Source organism: Acinetobacter sp. ANC 3781, from assembly GCF_004331285.1.
Taxonomy (GTDB): Bacteria; Pseudomonadota; Gammaproteobacteria; order Pseudomonadales; family Moraxellaceae; genus Acinetobacter.
In genome coordinates, this window is sequence record NZ_SJOH01000013.1 from 92,861 (window position 1) to 112,119 (window position 19,259).

17 protein-coding genes and 1 rRNA gene are annotated in these 19,259 nt (G+C 41.9%); 12 read left to right on the forward strand and 6 right to left on the reverse strand.

Going from position 1 to position 19,259, the window contains the following annotated elements; genetic code table 11:
- The first annotated feature begins 121 nt into the window (after positions 1-121).
- From argA to E0H89_RS10875, 7 genes are all read left to right on the forward strand, one after another.
- On the forward strand, positions 122-1,474 hold the full coding sequence (gene argA, locus E0H89_RS10845; protein WP_131216947.1) for an amino-acid N-acetyltransferase: 1,353 nt from the start codon (positions 122-124) through the stop codon (positions 1,472-1,474).
- A 328-nt stretch (positions 1,475-1,802) separates the two neighbouring features.
- Positions 1,803-2,765: a sulfonate ABC transporter substrate-binding protein gene (locus E0H89_RS10850; RefSeq protein ID WP_131216949.1), complete on the forward strand. Its 963-nt coding sequence runs from the start codon at positions 1,803-1,805 to the stop codon at positions 2,763-2,765.
- An 85-nt stretch (positions 2,766-2,850) separates the two neighbouring features.
- Positions 2,851-3,783: a sulfonate ABC transporter substrate-binding protein gene (locus E0H89_RS10855; protein ID WP_250697859.1), complete on the forward strand. Its 933-nt coding sequence runs from the start codon at positions 2,851-2,853 to the stop codon at positions 3,781-3,783.
- A gap of 16 nt (positions 3,784-3,799) precedes the next feature.
- Positions 3,800-4,975, forward strand: a complete 1,176-nt coding sequence (gene ssuD, locus E0H89_RS10860) for an FMNH2-dependent alkanesulfonate monooxygenase (RefSeq protein ID WP_131216953.1) — start codon at positions 3,800-3,802, stop codon at positions 4,973-4,975.
- Complete coding sequence (gene ssuC / locus E0H89_RS10865) at positions 4,975-5,790, forward strand: aliphatic sulfonate ABC transporter permease SsuC (protein ID WP_131216954.1); 816 nt, start codon at positions 4,975-4,977, stop codon at positions 5,788-5,790. The genes ssuD and ssuC overlap by 1 nt, the downstream gene beginning before the upstream one ends.
- Before the next feature lie 10 nt (positions 5,791-5,800).
- Positions 5,801-6,610 (forward strand): ABC transporter ATP-binding protein, encoded by an 810-nt coding sequence (locus E0H89_RS10870; RefSeq protein WP_131216956.1) that lies wholly within the window; start codon positions 5,801-5,803, stop codon positions 6,608-6,610.
- A 363-nt stretch (positions 6,611-6,973) separates the two neighbouring features.
- Positions 6,974-7,588, forward strand: a complete 615-nt coding sequence (locus E0H89_RS10875) for a TetR/AcrR family transcriptional regulator (RefSeq protein WP_131216958.1) — start codon at positions 6,974-6,976, stop codon at positions 7,586-7,588.
- Between the two features lie 79 nt (positions 7,589-7,667).
- Here the strand turns inward: E0H89_RS10875 and E0H89_RS10880 are convergent, their stop codons facing one another.
- Complete coding sequence (locus tag E0H89_RS10880) at positions 7,668-8,231, reverse strand: phosphorylase family protein (RefSeq protein ID WP_131216960.1); 564 nt, start codon at positions 8,229-8,231, stop codon at positions 7,668-7,670.
- Positions 8,232-8,462: 231 nt separating this feature from the next.
- Here E0H89_RS10880 and ribF point away from each other — a divergent pair, with 231 nt between their 5' ends.
- The 5 genes from ribF to E0H89_RS10905 all read left to right on the forward strand — a co-directional run bounded on the left by ribF (position 8,463) and on the right by E0H89_RS10905 (position 14,064).
- Positions 8,463-9,464, forward strand: coding sequence for a riboflavin biosynthesis protein RibF (gene ribF, locus E0H89_RS10885; protein ID WP_131216962.1), 1,002 nt, complete (start codon positions 8,463-8,465; stop codon positions 9,462-9,464).
- A gap of 63 nt (positions 9,465-9,527) precedes the next feature.
- Positions 9,528-12,374 (forward strand): isoleucine--tRNA ligase, encoded by a 2,847-nt coding sequence (ileS, locus tag E0H89_RS10890; protein ID WP_131216964.1) that lies wholly within the window; start codon positions 9,528-9,530, stop codon positions 12,372-12,374.
- The gene (gene lspA, locus E0H89_RS10895) at positions 12,367-12,909 is read left to right on the forward strand and encodes a signal peptidase II (protein ID WP_131216966.1); all 543 of its coding nucleotides are present in this window, start codon (positions 12,367-12,369) and stop codon (positions 12,907-12,909) included. Before ileS ends, lspA begins: the two co-directional genes overlap by 8 nt.
- Positions 12,902-13,384 (forward strand): FKBP-type peptidyl-prolyl cis-trans isomerase, encoded by a 483-nt coding sequence (locus E0H89_RS10900; RefSeq protein ID WP_131216967.1) that lies wholly within the window; start codon positions 12,902-12,904, stop codon positions 13,382-13,384. Before lspA ends, E0H89_RS10900 begins: the two co-directional genes overlap by 8 nt.
- Positions 13,385-13,521: 137 nt before the next feature.
- Complete coding sequence (locus tag E0H89_RS10905) at positions 13,522-14,064, forward strand: NADPH-dependent FMN reductase (RefSeq protein WP_131216969.1); 543 nt, start codon at positions 13,522-13,524, stop codon at positions 14,062-14,064.
- Positions 14,065-14,516: 452 nt separating this feature from the next.
- Here E0H89_RS10905 and E0H89_RS10910 read toward each other — a convergent pair whose 3' ends face one another.
- The 5 genes from E0H89_RS10910 to rrf all read right to left on the reverse strand — a co-directional run bounded on the left by E0H89_RS10910 (position 14,517) and on the right by rrf (position 19,222).
- Positions 14,517-15,701, reverse strand: a complete 1,185-nt coding sequence (locus E0H89_RS10910) for a PQQ-dependent sugar dehydrogenase (RefSeq protein ID WP_131216971.1) — start codon at positions 15,699-15,701, stop codon at positions 14,517-14,519.
- A 332-nt stretch (positions 15,702-16,033) separates the two neighbouring features.
- Entirely contained in the window at positions 16,034-16,357 is a 324-nt protein-coding gene (locus E0H89_RS10915) for an ankyrin repeat domain-containing protein (protein WP_131216972.1), read from the reverse strand.
- Positions 16,358-16,427: 70 nt separating this feature from the next.
- Positions 16,428-17,159, reverse strand: a complete 732-nt coding sequence (locus E0H89_RS10920; RefSeq protein ID WP_131216976.1) for a hypothetical protein — start codon at positions 17,157-17,159, stop codon at positions 16,428-16,430.
- Positions 17,160-17,265: 106 nt separating this feature from the next.
- On the reverse strand, positions 17,266-18,615 hold the full coding sequence (locus E0H89_RS10925; protein WP_131216978.1) for an aromatic acid/H+ symport family MFS transporter: 1,350 nt from the start codon (positions 18,613-18,615) through the stop codon (positions 17,266-17,268).
- A gap of 492 nt (positions 18,616-19,107) precedes the next feature.
- A 5S ribosomal RNA gene (rrf, locus tag E0H89_RS10930) occupies positions 19,108-19,222 on the reverse strand.
- Between the last annotated feature and the right edge of the window lie 37 nt (positions 19,223-19,259).

The window sequence follows — 19,259 nt, forward strand, 5'->3', positions numbered from 1 at the left end:
TAAATTTCTGATTACTTAAAAACACCTGAATGCGATTCAGGTGTTTTTTTAATTTTTAGCTTCCCCACAGTCATTTTTTCATTAGAATCAAAGCAGGAATTTTTTTTAATTTGAGATAAGTATGCACGCGAATTCATCGGAAACATCACAAAGCACAACTTTGCAATATGTGCATTGGTTTCGACATTCTGCGCCTTATATCAATGCCCACCGTAATAAAACCTTTGTTATTATGTTTGATGGTGAAGCGGTACAACATGAAAATTTCCAGCATATTATTCACGACCTTGCCCTGCTGCATTCTTTAGGTATTCGTCTGATTCTGGTGCATGGCGCACGTTCACAAATCAATCAGAACCTAAAAGCCAGCGGCATTCAAACCCCATTTCATAATCATCGCCGGATTACCACACGTGAATCTTTAAGCTGCGTGATGAATGCAGTGGGTTCAATTCGTTTGCAAATCGAAGCGCTGCTTTCAATGGGTCTGGCCAACTCACCGATGTACGGCGCACGAATTGATGTCATTTCAGGTAATTTTGTCACCGCAAAACCCTATGGCATTCGTGATGGGATTGATTTCCAGCTGACCGGTGAACTGCGTACCGTAGATACCGATGCCATTCAACGTCATCTTAAAAATCATAATATTGTCTTGCTGGGTCCAACCGGTTATTCCAACACAGGTGAAGTATTTAACCTGGTCGCGGAAGAAGTCGCCACCAATACCGCCATTCTGCTTAAAGCCGACAAGCTGATTTTCCTGGGTAAACAACAAGGTCTGGTCAATGAATTGGGGCAATTGCAGCGTGAAATTCCGCCGCATCAACTTGATCAGCATATTCTTCAATATCAGGACTCCAATCCGGATATTGCGTTGCAGTTACGTGGTGCGAAAAATGCCTCACTGCAAGGTGTACGTCGTGTACATTTAATTTCTTATACCTATGATGGCGCATTGCTGGAAGAACTGTTCACCCGTGATGGTACAGGCACCATGATGACCAATTCACATTATGAAGAAGTGCGTACTGCAAATATTCAGGATGTCGGTGGCTTGATGAAACTACTTCGCCCGCTTGAGGCTGAAGGCATTTTGGTTTATCGCTCACGGGAACGCTTAGAAAGTGAAATTGAGCAGTTTTCTGTGATTGAACGTGATGGTATGATTTTAGCCTGTGCTGCGCTTTATCCGATTCCAGCTTCAGCCCATGAAATCAAATCGGCCGAGATTGCCTGTGTCGCGGTCGATCCCACCTATCGCAAGTCCAATCGTGGTAGTCAAATTTTGTATTATTTGGAAGACAAAGCTAAAAAAATGGGCATTCAGCAACTGTTTGTATTGACCACACGTACTGCACACTGGTTTGTCGAACACGGTTTTGAACCCGCGAGTGTCGATGATCTGCCCAATGCACGTCAGGCGCTGTATAACTATCAGCGCAATTCTCTGGTATTTAAAAAGCCACTTTAAAGTGGCTTTTTTTATCGCCGCTATAGCTTTATTTTTTATATCTTTATGTTTTATTTTGAGGAATCGGACTATTTTTACTTATGCTATTTTTTTCATAAACATATAGCTGCACCGTATTTACAATTAAAATAAATAAATATCAATAATTTAAAATATTAAAACAGTCTATTTTATTGTTCTTATAAATCACTTTTTCTTCTAAGTTTCTCTTTTTTTTATTTATCTTTTTTTCTCACTAAGAATTCCTATTTTTTTATTTTTTTCGAAAAAGAAAAGGCTTTAGCGTGTCTGTTCATTATTCAATACTTCCTGTTGCGGAGCGACATTCATGAGCACCATTCAAGCAAAATTCTGGGCGAAATCACTACTCCTTTCTTCAGTAGTTGCTGGTGCAATGATGATGTCTGGCTGTGGCAAAAAAGAAGCTGAAACGGTCACCTTAAATATCGGTTTTCAAAAATATGGCCTGTTGCCGATTATTAAAGAACGCGGCACTTTAGAAACAGCATTAAAAAACCAAAGCGTCCATGTGAAATGGGTGGAATTTCCTGCCGGTCCACAACTGCTTGAAGGTTTAAATGTCGGCAGTGTCTCCTTGGGTGAGGCGGGTGAAGCACCTCCTATTTTTGCTCAGGCAGCCAATTCGAATCTGGTTTATATCGCCAACCAACCGCAAGCGCCTAAAGCTGAAGCCTTAATTGTGCAAAAAAATTCAGCCATTCAAAACATCCAGGATTTAAAAGGTAAACGTGTTGTCCTGAACAAAGGCTCAAACGTGCATTACTTATTACTCAAATTACTTCAAGCCAACAACCTGAAACTGGATGACATTCAAGTGGTGTATTTACCGCCTTCCGATGCACGTGCCGCTTTTGAAAAAGGTGCAGTCGATGCCTGGGTGATTTGGGATCCATTCTTTGCGGCTGCTGAACAGCAAATTGGGGCACGTGTCATTGCAACAGGTGAAAACTTGGTCAGCAATCATCAGTTTTATTTGGCAGACCGTAAATTTGCCGAGCAACATCCGGATGTGCTGAAAGCTGTCGTAAACGAATTAAACACGACTACACAGTGGGTCTCACAACATCAAGATGAAGCGGCCAAACTCCTGGAAAAACCAACAGGACTGTCCAGCGGCATCCTTCAATCCTCCATTTCCCGTATGGGTTTTGGTGTACAACCAATTTCTGACGAAGTGGTGAAAAAGCAGCAAGATGTTGCCGATGCATTTTATAACCAGAAACTGATTCCAAACAAAATTAATATTCAAGCTGCACTTTTAGCCAAGTAATAACAGAACAACAGAGGACTCGACAATGACTCAACATCAGCAACACAACAAAGCAACTTCCTGGTTCAAAACCTCCAGTCATGGCATGAACGCGATGCTGATTGCTTGTGCGATGTTGGGTTCAAGTGCAGCTTGGGCAGTCGATCCTTCGGTTAAAGAACTGCGGATTGGTTACCAAAAAAGTTCCATTAACTTTGCTGTAGCCAAAGAGCAAAAGCTATATGAGAAAGAATTTCCAAACGCAAAAATAACATGGAATGAATTTCCAGCCGGTCCGCAAATTTTAGAAGCACTTGCTGTAGGTTCGGTAGATATTAGCGTCACTGGCGATACGCCGCCTGTATATGCACAGGCAGCCAATAAGCCTTTGTATTACATTGCTTATGAGGCAGCTAAACCTTTGGCATCCGCAATTTTAGTCCCTAAAAACTCGAGCTTAAAAAAACTGAGTGATTTGAAGGGCAAACGTATTGCATTGCAAAAAGGCTCAAGTGCTCATTATTTAGTGGTTCAAGCCGTAGTGAAGGCTGGCTTGAAATGGACAGATATTCAACCGATATGGCTCAGCCCTGCAGATGCACGGGCAGCATTTCAAAAAGGTGCTGTGGATGCATGGGCCATCTGGGATCCATATTACGCATCGACTCAACTTGAAGATCAAGCCAAAGCCCTTGCCTCAGGTAAAGGCCTCAGTCCAAATTACACCTTCTATCTGGCGGCACCTGAATTTGTAAAACAGCATCCACAAGCCATTAAAGGTGTAATTCAACAGATTAATTTAGCCGATGCGTGGGTACAAAAGAATCAGCACGCGACTGCAAATTTAATTGCAAAAAACACCGGCTTAAAGCCTAACGTGAGCCTCACTTTTGTTCAGCGCCGTCCGCGCCCCTCTCTTGCAGCACCTTTGACTAAAGAAGTGATTTCGGAACAGCAGCAACTGGCCGATCGCTTTAGTGAACTCAAAATCATTCCTAATCACATCAATATTCAGCAAGCCGTTTGGGCAGGCAAATAATCTAAGGATCAAAGCAATGAAAATTTTCTGGTTTATACCTACGCATGGTGACAGTCGTTATTTAGGCACAAGCAAAGGCGCACGTCAGGTCGATCATGCTTATATGAAACAGATTGCCGTAGCGGTAGATAACTTGGGTTATGAAGGCGTACTCATTCCAACCGGCCGCTCATGTGAAGATCCGTGGATTACAGCAGCCAGCCTGATTGATGCCACCAAAAATTTAAAATTCTTGGTTGCGCTACGTCCCGGGGTGACGACTCCGGCACTGGCTGCACGTATGGCTGCCACTTTTGACCGTTTATCGAATGGTCGTGTTCTGCTTAACCTGGTTACCGGTGGTGATGAGCAAGAGCTGAAAGGTGACGGCGTTTATGAAGATCATGCGACGCGCTATAAAACTGCCGCTGAATACACCACCATCTGGCGTGAGATTTTAAAACGTTCACATAGCGGTGAAAGCTTCAGTTTCAATGGTGAACGTTTACAAGTGGAAGACGCCAAATTGCTTTATCCACCTGTGCAACACCCCTATCCCCCACTTTGGTTTGGAGGTTCTTCAGATGCCGCAGTCGATTTGGCCACCGACCAGGTCGATACTTATCTAACATGGGGTGAGCCACCTGCAGCAGTGAAAGAAAAAATTGAAAATGTCAAAGCCAAAGCTGCAGCTAAAGGGCGTAGCCTAAATTACGGTATCCGTTTACACGTGATTGTTCGTGAAACCAATCAACAGGCATGGACTGCCGCGGAAGAACTGATTCAGTATGTGGATGATGCAACCATTGCCGCTGCACAACAAAAATTCAAACAAATGGATTCGGTCGGCCAACGTCGCATGGCTGAACTACATAACGGTGACCGCAGCAAACTTGAAGTATCTCCGAACCTGTGGGCAGGTGTAGGTCTTGTTCGTGGTGGTGCAGGTACGGCCTTGGTGGGCGATCCACAAACTGTTGCAGACCGCATTCAGGAATATGCTGACTTGGGTATTGATACCTTTATTTTCTCAGGCTATCCGCATCTGGAAGAATCCATCCGTTTTGCTGAACTGGTGTTCCCGTTACTGCCTTTGCAAACCCGTAAAAAATTGACCCAACCGAATCTGACTGGTCCTTTTGGTGAAATCGTGGCAAATAACTACGTACCAGATGAGGCGAAACAAGAAGTAAAAACTCAGGAGCCGGCCTAATGAGTAAAAGCGTTTCTGCCGAAGCCTTGGCTCAAAAAAAGGTTTCACGTGGAACACAATTTGGGCAGCATTTGCTGCCTTGGTTGGTTCCCATTGCCCTGATCTTGATTTGGCAAATTGCATCTACTACCGGGCTTTTGGAAAGCCGTATTTTGCCTGCACCGACGGCGGTCATAACTGCATTCTGGCACCTGCTTCTCAGTGGTGAACTCTGGCAGCATGTCAAAGTCAGTGCTGGACGTGCCTTACTCGGTTTATTGGTTGGCGGTGGTTTAGGCTTATTACTTGGTCTACTGAATGGTTCTTCTAAGACGGCATCGACCCTGCTCGACACCACCTTGCAAATGATCCGTAATATTCCAGCTTTGGCTTTAATTCCTTTGGTGATTCTATGGTTCGGAATTGATGAGTCAGCCAAACTTTTTTTAGTCGCTGTCGGTGTTTTTTTCCCGATTTATATCAACACTTATCATGGGATTCGTTCAGTTGATCCGCAACTGATCGAGATGGGTAAAAGCTACGGTTTGACTCGTGGACAGTTATACAAAGAAATTATTTTACCGGGTGCCATGCCCTCCATTCTGGTCGGTTTGCGCTTTGCATTGGGTCTGGTGTGGGTACTGCTCATTGTGGCAGAAACCATTTCAGCACAATCCGGCATTGGCTACATGACCATGAATGCACGTGAATTCTTACAAACCGATGTGGTGCTGGTTGGGATTTTGCTCTACGCCCTGCTTGGAAAATTGGCCGATGTACTGGCAGTAGGCTTAGAACAATACTTACTGCGCTGGCATGCGGGATATCAAAAATAAGGAATAAGTCATGACTGATTTAAGTATAGGGCGACATGTAGTAGAAGATAAGACCGTATCAGAACAGCCTGCAACTACAGATATCCATCCAACCGCTGTGGTCGGTGCAGAAATTCTGATTGAGCAACTGCATAAATTCTATGGTGATGTAACGGTTCTGGAAGATTTAGACCTGCATATTCAACCGGGTGAGTTTCTTGCCATTGTCGGTCGTAGTGGCTGTGGTAAAAGTACCCTGCTTCGTCTGATAGCGGATTTAGAACAACCCAGCTATGGTGAAATCAAATTTAAATCGGCACGACATATTCGCGAAGGCATTAGCAGTGATGACATCCGTGTCATGTTCCAAGACCCGCGACTTTTGCCATGGCGTAGCATTGAACAAAATGTACAGTTGGGTTTATCCAAAGCGCATCAAGGCAATGCCTCTGCCCTGCTAGAAAAAGTCGGACTGAAAGAAAAAGCGGGATTGTGGCCTTCACAACTTTCGGGAGGGCAGCGTCAGCGTACCGCGCTTGCACGTGCATTGTCACATAAGCCTCGCATCTTGCTCTTAGATGAACCACTCGGCGCACTGGATGCACTTACCCGTTTAGACATGCAGGGCTTGATTGAAAAACTATGGCGTGAGCAAGGCTTTACCGCCATTTTAGTGACCCATGACGTCAGTGAAGCGGTACAACTGGCCGATCGAATTATTTTGCTCGATAAAGGACATATTGCTAAGCAGTTTAAAGTCGATTTACCACGACCGCGTAAAAAAGATTACGTGTTTAGCGAGTTAGAGCAACAAGTTCTGAATGCTGTATTAGCAACCTGATATTTTACATTTGAAATGAGCACATTCTGATCATCAAGTTTGGGCTCATCTCATGATAAGGTTACATAATCCTCATCTTATTCTTTAATTAATTTAATCATTCATTTATGAATTAAGCCTTTAACTGAATCATTGAAAAAATATAATAATTCAATCCTATTGAATTATTTAACAATCTCTATTGAGCTATTTTCTGCACTCTTTTACCGCATCTTTTTACATTGCTCAAAAATTTGGCAATTTGATAGCTGATCTAAAAAATAAATCGTCAATATTCATAAAATTAAAACTTTTGCCTGTGCACAAATCTGATGATTTGTCGTACAATTTAAGGTTCCACTTTTAATTGTCTTTAAATGGCCAATGGAACAAAAAAAGAGTACACAAAAACGTCATCAACTGCTGAATGCAGCTTTGGATGTATTTTCCCTTTACGGTTTTAATGGGGCAAGCTTAGACGAGATTGCTCAGATTGCCGAAATGCACAAATCCAATATTTTCTATTATTATGAAAATAAGGAAGCCTTGTACGTTGAAGTGCTCACTACGGTATTGCAAAAGTGGCTTGCTCCACTGCAAATGGTAGAGACAGAGCTTGAGCCTGAAGAAGCGATCACCAATTATTTATTGCAAAAAATTGAGGTCTCTCGTACCCAGCCGAAAGCATCGCGACTGTTTGCTTTGGAAGTTATTCAAGGTGCGCCGCATATTTTGCCAATTTTAAAAGGTCCGTTAAAGAAACTGGTAAAGCGTAAAGCCAAGGTCATTACCATGTGGCAAGAGCAAGGGAAAATTTCCAAGGAAATTGATCCTGAGCTTTTAATTCTGAATATTTGGGCGGTGACTCAAAACTATGCAGATTTCGCGACCCAAATGGAAATGGTTACAGGCAAGACTTTGCGTAACCGTAGTATGCAGCAGCGGATTATCCAACATACTGTGCATATGATTTTATACGGCGTGATTCCTCGTCCATAACTCTTAAATTATCGTCTAGGATAATTTTGGCATACGACCATAGACAACTATGGTCGCCGAACTTCCAAACCCACTCTGCTTATTTGACCGTTTGGTATAATTTTAATAACTTTTGCGCGCCTAATAATAAATTTTCTTCCCAATCCAGATGCGCGGTGTCATTGGCACCATCGGTAATATATTTCACTGAAATGAATCGCACACCCAGCTTCTTGCAGACTTTCGCAAGTGCATAACCTTCCATATCCACCAGATTGCATGGCACTTTCGGCGTACCTGTTTCAAAGCTGTCGCCTGTTCCACAAGTGCCTTTTTCCAGCTGCTGAAAATAAGACTCTAAATGAATTTCTGCGGGGTGATCATCATCCATAGGTGTAACGCCGACTGCAAAACCCAGTGGCGATACATCCATATCGCGTTGCACAAAAGTCGCCACTTCGACTAGTACATGTGCATCAAATTGAGAACTTCCTGCTGAGCCCAAGTTAAGTAAAGTTTTACAACCGGTTTTTTGAATCACTTCAAAGGCTTTAAATGCGGCATTCACCTTACCAATACCACTGTAATGCACTTGAATACCCGCTTGCTCAAACAAACCTTTTGATTCATTGGGAAGTGCCATGATTAAAGCCAAATCTGACATTGTAATACCTTATTTATTTGCCAATTCAAAACTGCACCCATTAAAAAAGAATTACAGTAAGAGTGCAAATTTAAAAATCTGCCTTGAATCAAGCTGTATTTTGACCTTTTTATACCTCTATTTTTAGGTAGATATCTGATAATTTTTTTGGATGAAAACACAACAACAAGACGAATGCTCAAGATTATGGCAATATATAGCCCTGATAATTTTTCACTTATTGATTCGCCCATGAAGCTGCTCCGCCTGAATGCTTTAGCGCCAAATTTTCAATTGCCAAAAACTGCCGTTACGATTGGTAATTTTGACGGTGTACATTTGGGTCATCAGGCAATGATTGCACAATTAAAACAACTTGCCGCAGCACAAAATTTAAAAACTTTGGTGATGATTTTTGAACCGCAACCTTTAGAGTTCTTTAAAGGCTATGAAGCACCACCACGCATTAGCTCATTACGTGAGAAAGTTGAATATTTAACCGAACTGGGTGTCGACTATATCGCGATTGCAAAATTTGATAATCATTTCCGTAGCTTAAATGCTGAAAGTTTTGCCGCTATTCTCAAACACAAACTCAATGCAGAACATCTGGTTCTGGGCGACGATTTCCATTTTGGTAAAAACCGTCAAGGCAATAGTGAATTTTTGCGCGGCTACGGTTTTCAAGTCACCAACTTGCATACAATTGCATTAGATGGACACCGTGTCAGCTCGACCCGGATTCGTCATACCTTACAAGCAGGTGATTTAGCGCTGGCTGCAAAACTGCTAGGACGTCCGTATAGCATTACCGGCCGGGTACAATACGGCGATCAGATCGGACGAACCATTAATTTCCCCACCATTAACGTCCGTCTCAACCGTCATAAACCGTGTTTAAACGGGATTTACGGCGTTGAAGTATTATGTGAAACCGAATCTTTAAAAGATAAAGTGAAAGCCGGCAATCCTGAAAAATTGGGGATTGCAGGCTATAAACCGACAGCCCTGTTTGGCGCAGGACATGTTGGAACTCGACCAGCCATTAAACAGCAGCAGCCAGAATGGCGATTAGAAGTACATTTTCCTGATGTTTCTGCTAATCTGTATGGCCTGTTAATGCGGGTGACATTCTTGAACTATTTACATGGTGAAAAGGACTACCCTTCGCTTGAAGCATTGAAAGCGGGAATTGATGATGATGTTGAGAAACTGCTTGAGTTTCGACAAAACACCCCCAATTCCCCTTTTTAAATCCCATATTTTTTATTGTAAAACGCGTCAGCCTAAGACTGATTAAATTGGAAGACAACTTGCATGAGCGATAAGCAAACTCCTGAAAATGCAGTGGATTACAAAGCCACGCTAAACCTCCCAGGTACTGAATTTGCGATGAAAGCAAATCTCGCAGTACGTGAAGCAAAATGGTTAGAAGAGTGGTATGCCGACAACATTTATCAGCAGATTCGTGCATCGCGTATTGGCAAGAAAAAATATGTGCTTCACGATGGCCCTCCATACGCAAATGGTCAAATTCACTTGGGTCATGCGGTAAACAAAGTACTCAAAGATATCATCATCAAAAGCCGGATTATGGATGGCTTTGATGCACCGTATGTTCCGGGTTGGGACTGTCACGGTTTACCGATTGAACTCAAAGTTGAAGAAAAAGTTGGTAAAGTGGGCGTTAAAGTCGATGCTGCAACCTTCCGTAAACATTGCCGCGAATATGCCTATACTCAAGTCGAATTACAGAAAAAAGACTTTGTGCGTATGGGCGTATTTGGGGATTGGGACAATCCTTACCTGACCATGAATTTTGCGCAAGAAGCAAATATCGTGCGTTCGCTGGGTGAAATCCAAAAACAAGGTCATATCGAACCGGGTCTTAAACCAGTCAACTGGTGTTTGGACTGTGGTTCATCTTTGGCTGAAGCTGAAGTTGAATACGAAGATAAAAAATCGGATGCCATCGACGTCGGTTTCACTGTTGTTGATTTAACAGATTTATCGGCTCGTTTGGGCGTAGAAGTTAAAGACTCAACTGACATTGTGATCTGGACCACGACGCCTTGGACCATTCCAGCAAACCAGGCCGTTGCCCTGCATGCAGATATTGAATATCAACTTGTTAAAGCACGTGGCGACGAAAAAGCAGCACAAAACTTCATCCTGGCCAAAGATTTAGTTGAATCTGCCACTGAACGCTATGGTTTTACCACCGTTGAAGTGATTGCTGATTTTGCCGGTAGCAAACTTGAGAATTTACAATTACAACATCCTTTAATTACGGAGCGTCAGGTTCCTGTGATTTTAGGCGAACACGTCATCGCAACCAGCGGTACAGGTGCGGTACATACTGCACCCGGTCATGGTGTAGACGATTATAAAGTGGGCTTATTGTACAACTTGAAAGTTGATAATCCTGTCGGTGGTAACGGTGTGTATTTACCGACTGCACCTATTTTTGCAGGCGAGCACATCTATAAAGCCAATCCAAAAATTATTGCAGCATTAAGTGAAGCCAATAAGCTTTGGGCACATGTGGTGATTAAACATAGCTATCCGCATTGCTGGCGTCATAAAACCCCGATTATCTTCCGTGCCACCCCGCAGTGGTTCATCAGCATGGACGAAAAAGGTTTACGCCAAGGCGCTTTAAACGCGATTGAAAACGACATCAGTTTTGTTCCGGATTGGGGTAAAAACCGTATTCAGGCGATGATTGAAGGCCGTCCGGACTGGTGTATCTCGCGTCAACGGACTTGGGGTGTACCAATCCCGTTCTTCGTGCATAAAGACACCAACGAATTGCATCCACGTACCCCTGAACTGATCGAAGAAGTTGCAAAACTGATTGAACAGGAAGGCATTGATGGTTGGTATAACCGTGAAGCGAAAGACTTCATCGGTGCTGATGCTGAACAGTACAATGCAGTACGCGATACGCTAGACGTCTGGTTTGACTCGGGTACAACCCATTATGCGGTACTGCGTGAACGTGAAGAATTGACTGATCCTGCTGATTTGTACCTTGAAGGTTCAGATCAGCACCGTGGTTGGTTCCAGTCATCATTGCTCACCTCTATCGCAATTAATAACCGCGCACCTTACAAAGGCTTGTTGACTCACGGTTTCGTGGTCGATGAAAAAGGCCGTAAGATGTCGAAATCCATTGGTAACGTGATTACACCGCAAGACATCATTAAAGACATGGGTGCAGATGGTTTGCGTTTCTGGATCGCATCTGCGGATTACCGTTATGAAATGACTGCGGGTAAAGAAATTTTTAGCCGTGCCTCTGATGGTTACCGTCGTATCCGTAACACCTTGCGTTTCTTGTTGGCAAACCTGAATGGCTTCCAACCCGCTACAGATGCATTGCCAGTCGATCAGTTGATTGCACTTGATCAATACATCCTGCAACGTGCAGCGGACGTACAAAAAACCATTCAGCAAGCCTATGAAGATATGAACTTCCATATCGTGGCAAGTTCGTTGACCAACTTCTGCATTAATGATCTGGGTGGTTTCTATTTAGACATCATCAAAGACCGTCAATACACCACCAAAGCAGACTCGCAAGCGCGTCATTCTGCACAAACTGCCTTGTATCACTTGGTGCAAGCTTTCGTTCGCTGGATGGCCCCAATCTTGACCTTTACTGCGCAAGAAGCTTGGCCTCTAATTCCGGGGCAAACTGAGAAATACGTGTTCACCACAGAATGGTATGACATTCCGGTTGCCTCGAAAGCCAACTTGGTTTCAGAAGCGGATTGGCAAACTTTAATTAGCGTTAAATCCGCAGTGAACAAGCAAATTGAAGCTGCACGTAATGCTAAACTGATTGGTTCTAACCTGTCTGCTAAAGTTGAACTTTGGGCAAATGCTGAATTGAAAGCGGTGCTTGATCAGTTAGATGATGAACTTCGTTTTGTGTTAATCACCTCGACTGTGATTGTAAATGCATTTAATGAAGCGCAGGGTGAAGCCACAGATCTTGAAGGCTTACGGGTAAAAGTTTCGGCTGCAGAGGGCGAAAAATGTGCGCGCTGCTGGCATGTGCTGCCGGACGTGAATACACATCACGAACATCCAGGTCTTTGTTCTCGTTGTATTATTAACCTTCCTACAGGTCAAGGCGAAGAGAGAAAATATGCCTAATCCGCAAACTAAAAAGGGTTTGTTCCAGTTCTACCCACACAATCTGATGTGGGTGGGTTTATCCATTGTCGCGATTATTCTCGACCAATGGACCAAATGGATTGCAACGACACATCTAAATTATGCAGATCCTGTGCCGGTACTGCCCTTTTTAAATTGGACATTACTGCATAACTATGGCGCAGCCTTTAGTTTCTTGTCCGATGCCGGCGGATGGCAACGTTATTTCTTTACTTCACTGGCAGGTTTAGTGTCTGTAATTTTTGTATTTTGGCTAATGCGTATGCCGAAAAAAATGGTGATTTTACCGATTGCGGTTGCCCTGATTTTGGGTGGTGCAATTGGTAACTTAATTGACCGCGTATCTTTGGGTTATGTGGTCGATTTCATTCACGTTTACTACAACAACAGCCACTTCCCTGCTTTTAATATTGCAGATAGTGCCATTACTCTAGGTACTATTTTGCTGCTGATCGATACTTTTTTCCTAGAAAAGCAACGTATTCAACGTGCGGAAGCGCAACACAATGACTGAAATTATTAATCCAAACGAAGAAACCCGTGTTAATGAAGGCTCGAAAGTAGACCTGCATTTTTCGGTGGCCATTGAAAACGGTGTAGAAATTGATAACACCCGTAGCCGTGAAGAACCGGTAAGCTTGGTGATGGGCGACGGCAGCTTATTGCCCGGTTTTGAAAAAGCACTGTTTGGTTTGCGTGCTGGTGACCGTCGTACCGTGAGTCTTCCTGCGGAAGATGCATTCGGTCCCTGGAACCCTGAAAACGTACAAACATTTGATACGGTTAAATTCGAACAGACACCGATTGTCGGTCATATGATTGAGTTTGAAGATAAAGCCAAACAAAGTCTATTTGGGGTAGTGAAATCAGTCGGTGAAGATATTACTGAAATTGATTTTAATCACCCGCTTGCAGGAAAAAATATTACCTTTGAAGTAGAAATCTTTAAAGTAACGCCTGCCGGTCAACAAGGCATTAAACTCATGTAAAAAATCATCTAAACTCTGATTTTTTAAAAGCTCCTTCGGGAGCTTTTTTACATTCTCAAGATACAAATTCCTCATATTCAGCCTAGCACATTCAGACTAATTTAGAGCATAACTTTATAAAAAGACACAGGTTCAAGATGAAAATCCAGATTATTGTCGGTAGTGTTCGTGAAGGTCGTATTGCAATTAAAGTCGCGCGCTGGGTACAAAGAAGCGTTGAAAGAGCCAATTACAGTACCGTTCAGGTTGAACTAATCGATTTAAAAGAATGGAACCTGCCTATTTTTTCAGGTAGCCACCCTCCTCTGACCGGTATTTATGATCAGCCCAAACAACAACAATGGGCAGACAAAATTGCTTCGGGTGATGCGGTTATTCTGATTAGCCCTGAATATAACCATGGTTATAGTCCGGCACTTAAAAATGCTTTGGACTACTTAGGCAAAGAATGGCAAGGTAAACCGGCGGCCTATATTGGCTATGGCGCAACCAATGGCTCACGCTCGATTGATCAAATTCGTCAAGTTGGAACCCAGCTCGGTTTAGTCGACAGCAATGCGGTGATTGAAATTCGAGACATTTTCTCCCGCAATAAAACTGAAGAATTTGAACCGAATGAATTTGATAACAAAAATCTCAGATCTGTTTTGGATAAACTGATTCAATATGTGAGTGCCTGATATTTTTTAAGCACCTGTGTAGGTTTTAGCTTACAACAGTTGCAGAATATCTCCACTTTTCACATATTAATTTAAGCGCTATATTTAAGCCATACAGAGACAGGAAGTCTCTAAAGCACAAAACAATAATGATAGGCAATAAACAGCAGGACGCTGACGGGTACGACAGGAGTTATACCTTTAAAATGAATATAAAAAAGCCTCGACAGGATGTCGGGGCTTTTTTTTAACTTATTTTATTCGTATCACTATTTGTATTGTGATTTAAATTGAGCCATCCACTTGGCGAAAAGCTCAATTAAATAACCAAAATTTACCTCATGCTGAAATATAAAACTTTAATCTCAATCAGCAAAACAATCCTCCATAACATAATTCGACCCAATGATTTACGCAGTTATCTTTTATAGCCTGATCTTTGGATCGGGCTTTATAATCCAATAAAATTGAAACTATTTTGCAGTCATTTTAACCAATTTTGCATTTTTACCATCTTCGAGTACCCAAATTGAACCGTCTTGGGCTTCAACTAAACCACGAATACGTTGTTTCATAGCTAGGCGTTGTACTTCCCTTACTGGCTTCGTTTCTGTATCAACCACCACAATCGCTTCAGAAGACAAGCCACCGATTAGGGCCTTATTTTTCCATGCAGGAAATTGATTGCCTTTGTAAAATATTAGGCTAGATGGGGAGATGACAGGTGTCCAGCTGATCTCAGGGGCTTTAAATTCAGGACGGGTATGATGGTCAGGAATATCTTTTCCATCATAATGATCGCCATTTGAAACTAACGGATAACCATAGTTTTCACCTTTGACAATCAGATTCAGTTCATCGCCCCCTTTAGGCCCCATTTCAACTACCCACAGTTTCCCTTTAGGATCAAATGCAATGCCAAGTGGATTACGTTGGCCCAATGACCAGACCTGTTTTGCGATCTCCCCTTGATTCATAAATGGATTACCTGCAGCTGGCATACCATCATCATTTAAGCGTAAGATTTTGCCTAAATTGGATTGCATATCCTGAGCAGGATCAAACTTCTGACGTTCACCGGAACTAATCCAGAGCTTGCCATCAGCCCCAAATAACAGCCGGTGCGCATAATGGCCCTGACCTTGGACTTTAGGTACCTGTTTCCAGATGATTTTTAAATTTTTAAGTTGTGGTTTTTGAGCACCGGATAAATCTAACTCACCGCGAGCAACGACAGCACCATAACCGCCCGGTCCTGCTTCTGCATAACTTATATAAATTTGATGATTCTGTTCAAATTGTGGATGCAAGGCAATATCACCCAAGCCCCCTTGTCCGCCGTATGCCACTTTGGGGATACCTTTAACTTCAACCTGTTGCCGAGTTTTTGGATCAAATAATTGCAATTTTCCTTTTCGCTCAGTGACCAGCAAACGTCCATCCTTTAAAGAGGCAATCGCCCAAGGTTCATTAAACTGTGCGACGTTCGTCAGTTTATAAGTTTGATTAACTAAACCTGAAGAAGGTTTGGAAGATGGCGTTTCTGGGGCTGACTTGGATGCAGGGTTCACAGCGTCAGTTTGTGCATTACAGGCTGTTAAACTTGATGTACTGATTAATATGAGTGTGGTCAGCATACGCTGTCGGAACATTTTCATCATTATTATCCTCTGCCATTCAAATAGCTCATCACTTTTATTCTAAGTAAAATATTGAAAATCACTATTTTTTATTGGTAACAAACTTTTCATTTCACTTGGTCTGGTGGATTATGTAAGAGATAACGTACATAAAATAGTTCTATAAACCTCTATCTCCTTCAAGATAATTTTCTTATTCTGAATTCATCAGGAAACAGGATGTTTCCCAAACCTAAAACAATAATTATAAGTTTGAGCATCAGGACGTGAGGTAAAACAGCCGTTATACCTAAGCAATGCATACAAAGAAGCCCTCTCAGGTTGATAGGGCTTTTTTGTATTTAGGTGATTTAAGCTATTCCTTTTAGGCTTTTTAGATAAACCACCACTTCTTTATTTCCTGCCATTTCGGCAAGTTCTAAAGCGGTATAAGTACTGCGATGATTAATATCCGCACCCTTACTAATTAATAGTTTCACAACCTCTAAATGATCATTTTCAGCAGCTGCATGCAAGGCGCTATAGCCTTCTTCATCAGCAGAGTTGACGTCCAGACCATCGTTGATGCCCTGCTCCACTTGATCAACATCGCCTAAAGATGCCCAGTACACCAGCTCAGGCAGATGTAGTTCTTCATCATCTTCAGGGATTGGGGAGAATGAGTTGAGTTTCATATAAATTCCATTGTCTAATCATGTTTAAATATTTTTAATTTATACTCTCATTTTCTAAAATGAACATAACTTAAAGAATACTCTTATACTTTTCTCTTTGCTGTGATAATGATTTTAAGTGTTCTTCTAATGTTTTTTGATCATGATCAACTTCACCATTTGTAAGACTTACTATAGTTGAAATAAACATTGTAGAAGGAGATGAATTGCTATTAACTCGTTGATGTGACCGTAGTAAATGTTGAAAAACCACATTTTCTAATTCTGTTGAGTACTGATCTTTAAGTTCTTTTTTTAAAGCATTAATTATACGTAAAACATCATCTCCGTATCTGACACTCTCTTCTCTAGTTGGTATGACTCCTTTATGAATAACAGAGTTCCTAAGCTGTACCATTTTGTCAGATAAAACTGTAGGTAAATCTTGGAATTGATTCACCCATAGAAATACGAATGCGCCCATCTGTCTTTCAGATTGACTAGCTATTTTTTTCCATGCCTGTTCAATAACTTGGTCATTGCATGATTTTTTTAAAATAACTTTTATAGAAAATTCGTAAAAACGCTCTAAACTCGCGGCAAAGGATGAAATTGCTTCTCTATAATATCCATCTAAAATTGCATGTGCTCCGATTTCATAAAGTACTTCAAATTTCATTTGCTGAAGTAGCGTTATTGTTTCATGTCCTTTAGAGCATGTTAATGAATAAGCACCTTGTTCAATAAAATCAACAGCGACAAAGCTATTTGATGGATAACCTTGCTCTTTAAAACAATCCATGCAGGATAAAAGTAATTTCAAAATAACCCTCTTTTTTTAATTTCTATAAATGTGTAAATTAATAGTAAGATTAAACTTTAAAATAACAAAAGCCCCCTTTCGGAGGCTTCTTTTTAAAGTTGATTTCTTAAGCTTTAGACACTGCTGGTTCAATTGAACCAATTTTTTCAGACTCATCATCATGCATGATCAACGCAACCGCAATTGCAGTAATCAGAACCGGTAAACCGACTGCCATAAAGTTGAAGTAAGCAGGCAAGTTCATACCGAGTAAGCCACCAATCAGAATTGGCCCTACAATCGCGCCCATACGACCAATCGCAGAAGACCAGCCAATACCTGTCGAACGCACCGCAAGTGGGTAGAACTGTGCAACATAGCTATACAATAGCATTTGCGAACCAATCGACGCTGCACCGGCCAAGAACACCAAGATGTAAAGCAGGAAGGTATTCGACTGGAAACCCATCAAGCTCATCACAATCGCGCCCATAATACCCAGAACCATCAGTACCGGTTTCAAATGGAAACGATCCGCAAGAATACCACCACCGACAATACCCACGACTGCACCAACGTTCATCACCATCATGAACATCAGACTGTTATCCATCGAGTAGCCTGCCGCCATCATTAACTTCGGTAACCAGCTGCTTAAAGCATACATGGTTAACAGACAAGTGAAGAATGCGACCCAGAACAGCAAGGTATTTACCGCACGACCGCGACGGAACAAGCTCACAACGTTTGCTGCTTCAGGCACATTTTCCTGTGGCAAAGTAAATACCGTATTCTCTGTTACAGTCAGATTTGGCGCCAAGCGACGTACGATTTGACGTGCTTCGGCCTGCTTGTTCTGTTTCACAATAAACGCGAGTGATTCAGGCAAAAACTTCCACACCAACGGTAATAAAAATAAGGGAATACCGGCAATAAAGAACATCACTTGCCAACCATAGGTTGGAGTAAACCATGAACCTAGTAGTGCTGCCATCACCCCGCCTACAGCATAGCCACTGAACATGGTCGTGACCAAAGTACTACGCATTTTTTGCGGTGCATATTCGGAAGTTAACGCTACAAGGTTTGGCATTACACCACCAATACCGAGCCCGGCAAGGAAGCGTAAAATACCGAATTCGGTTGGATTTGAAGCAAAACCGCCCGCAAAAGTTAAACCACTGAATAATACAATACAGATCAGGATCACTTTCTTACGACCAATCTTGTCCGCGAGGGAGCCAAAAATCATCGCACCAAACATCATACCAGCAAGAGCTGTACTGGCTAACATGCCTGCCTGGACAGCACTTAAGCCCCAATCATTCATGAGTAATGGTAAAGTCACACCATTAATTGCTAAATCGTAGCCGTCAAATAGGATAATGAGCAAACACCAAGCAACCACATTGAAATGAAATGGCTTAAATTTCGCATGATCCACTACAGAATTTACATCTATTTTTTCCGTTGTCATTCGCTCTCATCTCCCATGAGTACTTGTCCATCACAGCCCACGAATTGTTAAGTTAAAATTCAATTTTGCTCAATATACTAATATGAATTTCGATTAACAATAAGACCAAAGATTATGAGTGTTTCTTTATGAGATGCATTCTATCTTATTGTATTAAAATAACTAATTTTATATATAAATGATGAAATGTCTGCTATTCACAAACTTGATATTCGACTAATTGACTAATTTTGATTTTAATAGTTTTAGTTTTATTAATATATTTCAAGTAATAATAAAATCTAAAATTAAAATAATTACCACTCATTTCCAGTTTCTATTGATCGATTTTAGTTTATTTTTCAATCAAATTTATTTGAAATTTCTTGTAATAAATTTTAAAGATAACTTTCTAATCTGAGGCTCACCAATAACTGGCTAAAATAAAACTCATTGGCATTTATTTTAAGCATAAAAAAAGCCCCGCTATTGAGCGGGGCTTTTGGAATAATGAGCTGGCGATGACTTACTCTCACATGGGTAACCCCACACTACCATCAGCGCAAAGAGGTTTCACTTCTGAGTTCGGGAAGGGATCAGGTGGTTCACTCTTGCTATTGTCGCCAGCACAACTGTTATGGATACGTTCGGGTCTTATCTTGCGG

Bases quoted from the DNA above. Each gene is read 5' to 3' on its own strand.
- argA (WP_131216947.1), top strand. From the start codon at position 122: ATGCACGCGAATTCATCGGAAACATCACAAAGCACAACTTTGCAATAT.
- E0H89_RS10850 (WP_131216949.1), top strand. From the start codon at position 1,803: ATGAGCACCATTCAAGCAAAATTCTGGGCGAAATCACTACTCCTTTCT.
- E0H89_RS10855 (WP_250697859.1), top strand. From the start codon at position 2,851: ATGAACGCGATGCTGATTGCTTGTGCGATGTTGGGTTCAAGTGCAGCT.
- ssuD (WP_131216953.1), top strand. From the start codon at position 3,800: ATGAAAATTTTCTGGTTTATACCTACGCATGGTGACAGTCGTTATTTA.
- ssuC (WP_131216954.1), top strand. From the start codon at position 4,975: ATGAGTAAAAGCGTTTCTGCCGAAGCCTTGGCTCAAAAAAAGGTTTCA.
- E0H89_RS10870 (WP_131216956.1), top strand. From the start codon at position 5,801: ATGACTGATTTAAGTATAGGGCGACATGTAGTAGAAGATAAGACCGTA.
- E0H89_RS10875 (WP_131216958.1), top strand. From the start codon at position 6,974: ATGGAACAAAAAAAGAGTACACAAAAACGTCATCAACTGCTGAATGCA.
- E0H89_RS10880 (WP_131216960.1), bottom strand. From the start codon at position 8,231: ATGTCAGATTTGGCTTTAATCATGGCACTTCCCAATGAATCAAAAGGT.
- ribF (WP_131216962.1), top strand. From the start codon at position 8,463: ATGAAGCTGCTCCGCCTGAATGCTTTAGCGCCAAATTTTCAATTGCCA.
- ileS (WP_131216964.1), top strand. From the start codon at position 9,528: ATGAGCGATAAGCAAACTCCTGAAAATGCAGTGGATTACAAAGCCACG.
- lspA (WP_131216966.1), top strand. From the start codon at position 12,367: ATGCCTAATCCGCAAACTAAAAAGGGTTTGTTCCAGTTCTACCCACAC.
- E0H89_RS10900 (WP_131216967.1), top strand. From the start codon at position 12,902: ATGACTGAAATTATTAATCCAAACGAAGAAACCCGTGTTAATGAAGGC.
- E0H89_RS10905 (WP_131216969.1), top strand. From the start codon at position 13,522: ATGAAAATCCAGATTATTGTCGGTAGTGTTCGTGAAGGTCGTATTGCA.
- E0H89_RS10910 (WP_131216971.1), bottom strand. From the start codon at position 15,701: ATGAAAATGTTCCGACAGCGTATGCTGACCACACTCATATTAATCAGT.
- E0H89_RS10915 (WP_131216972.1), bottom strand. From the start codon at position 16,357: ATGAAACTCAACTCATTCTCCCCAATCCCTGAAGATGATGAAGAACTA.
- E0H89_RS10925 (WP_131216978.1), bottom strand. From the start codon at position 18,615: ATGACAACGGAAAAAATAGATGTAAATTCTGTAGTGGATCATGCGAAA.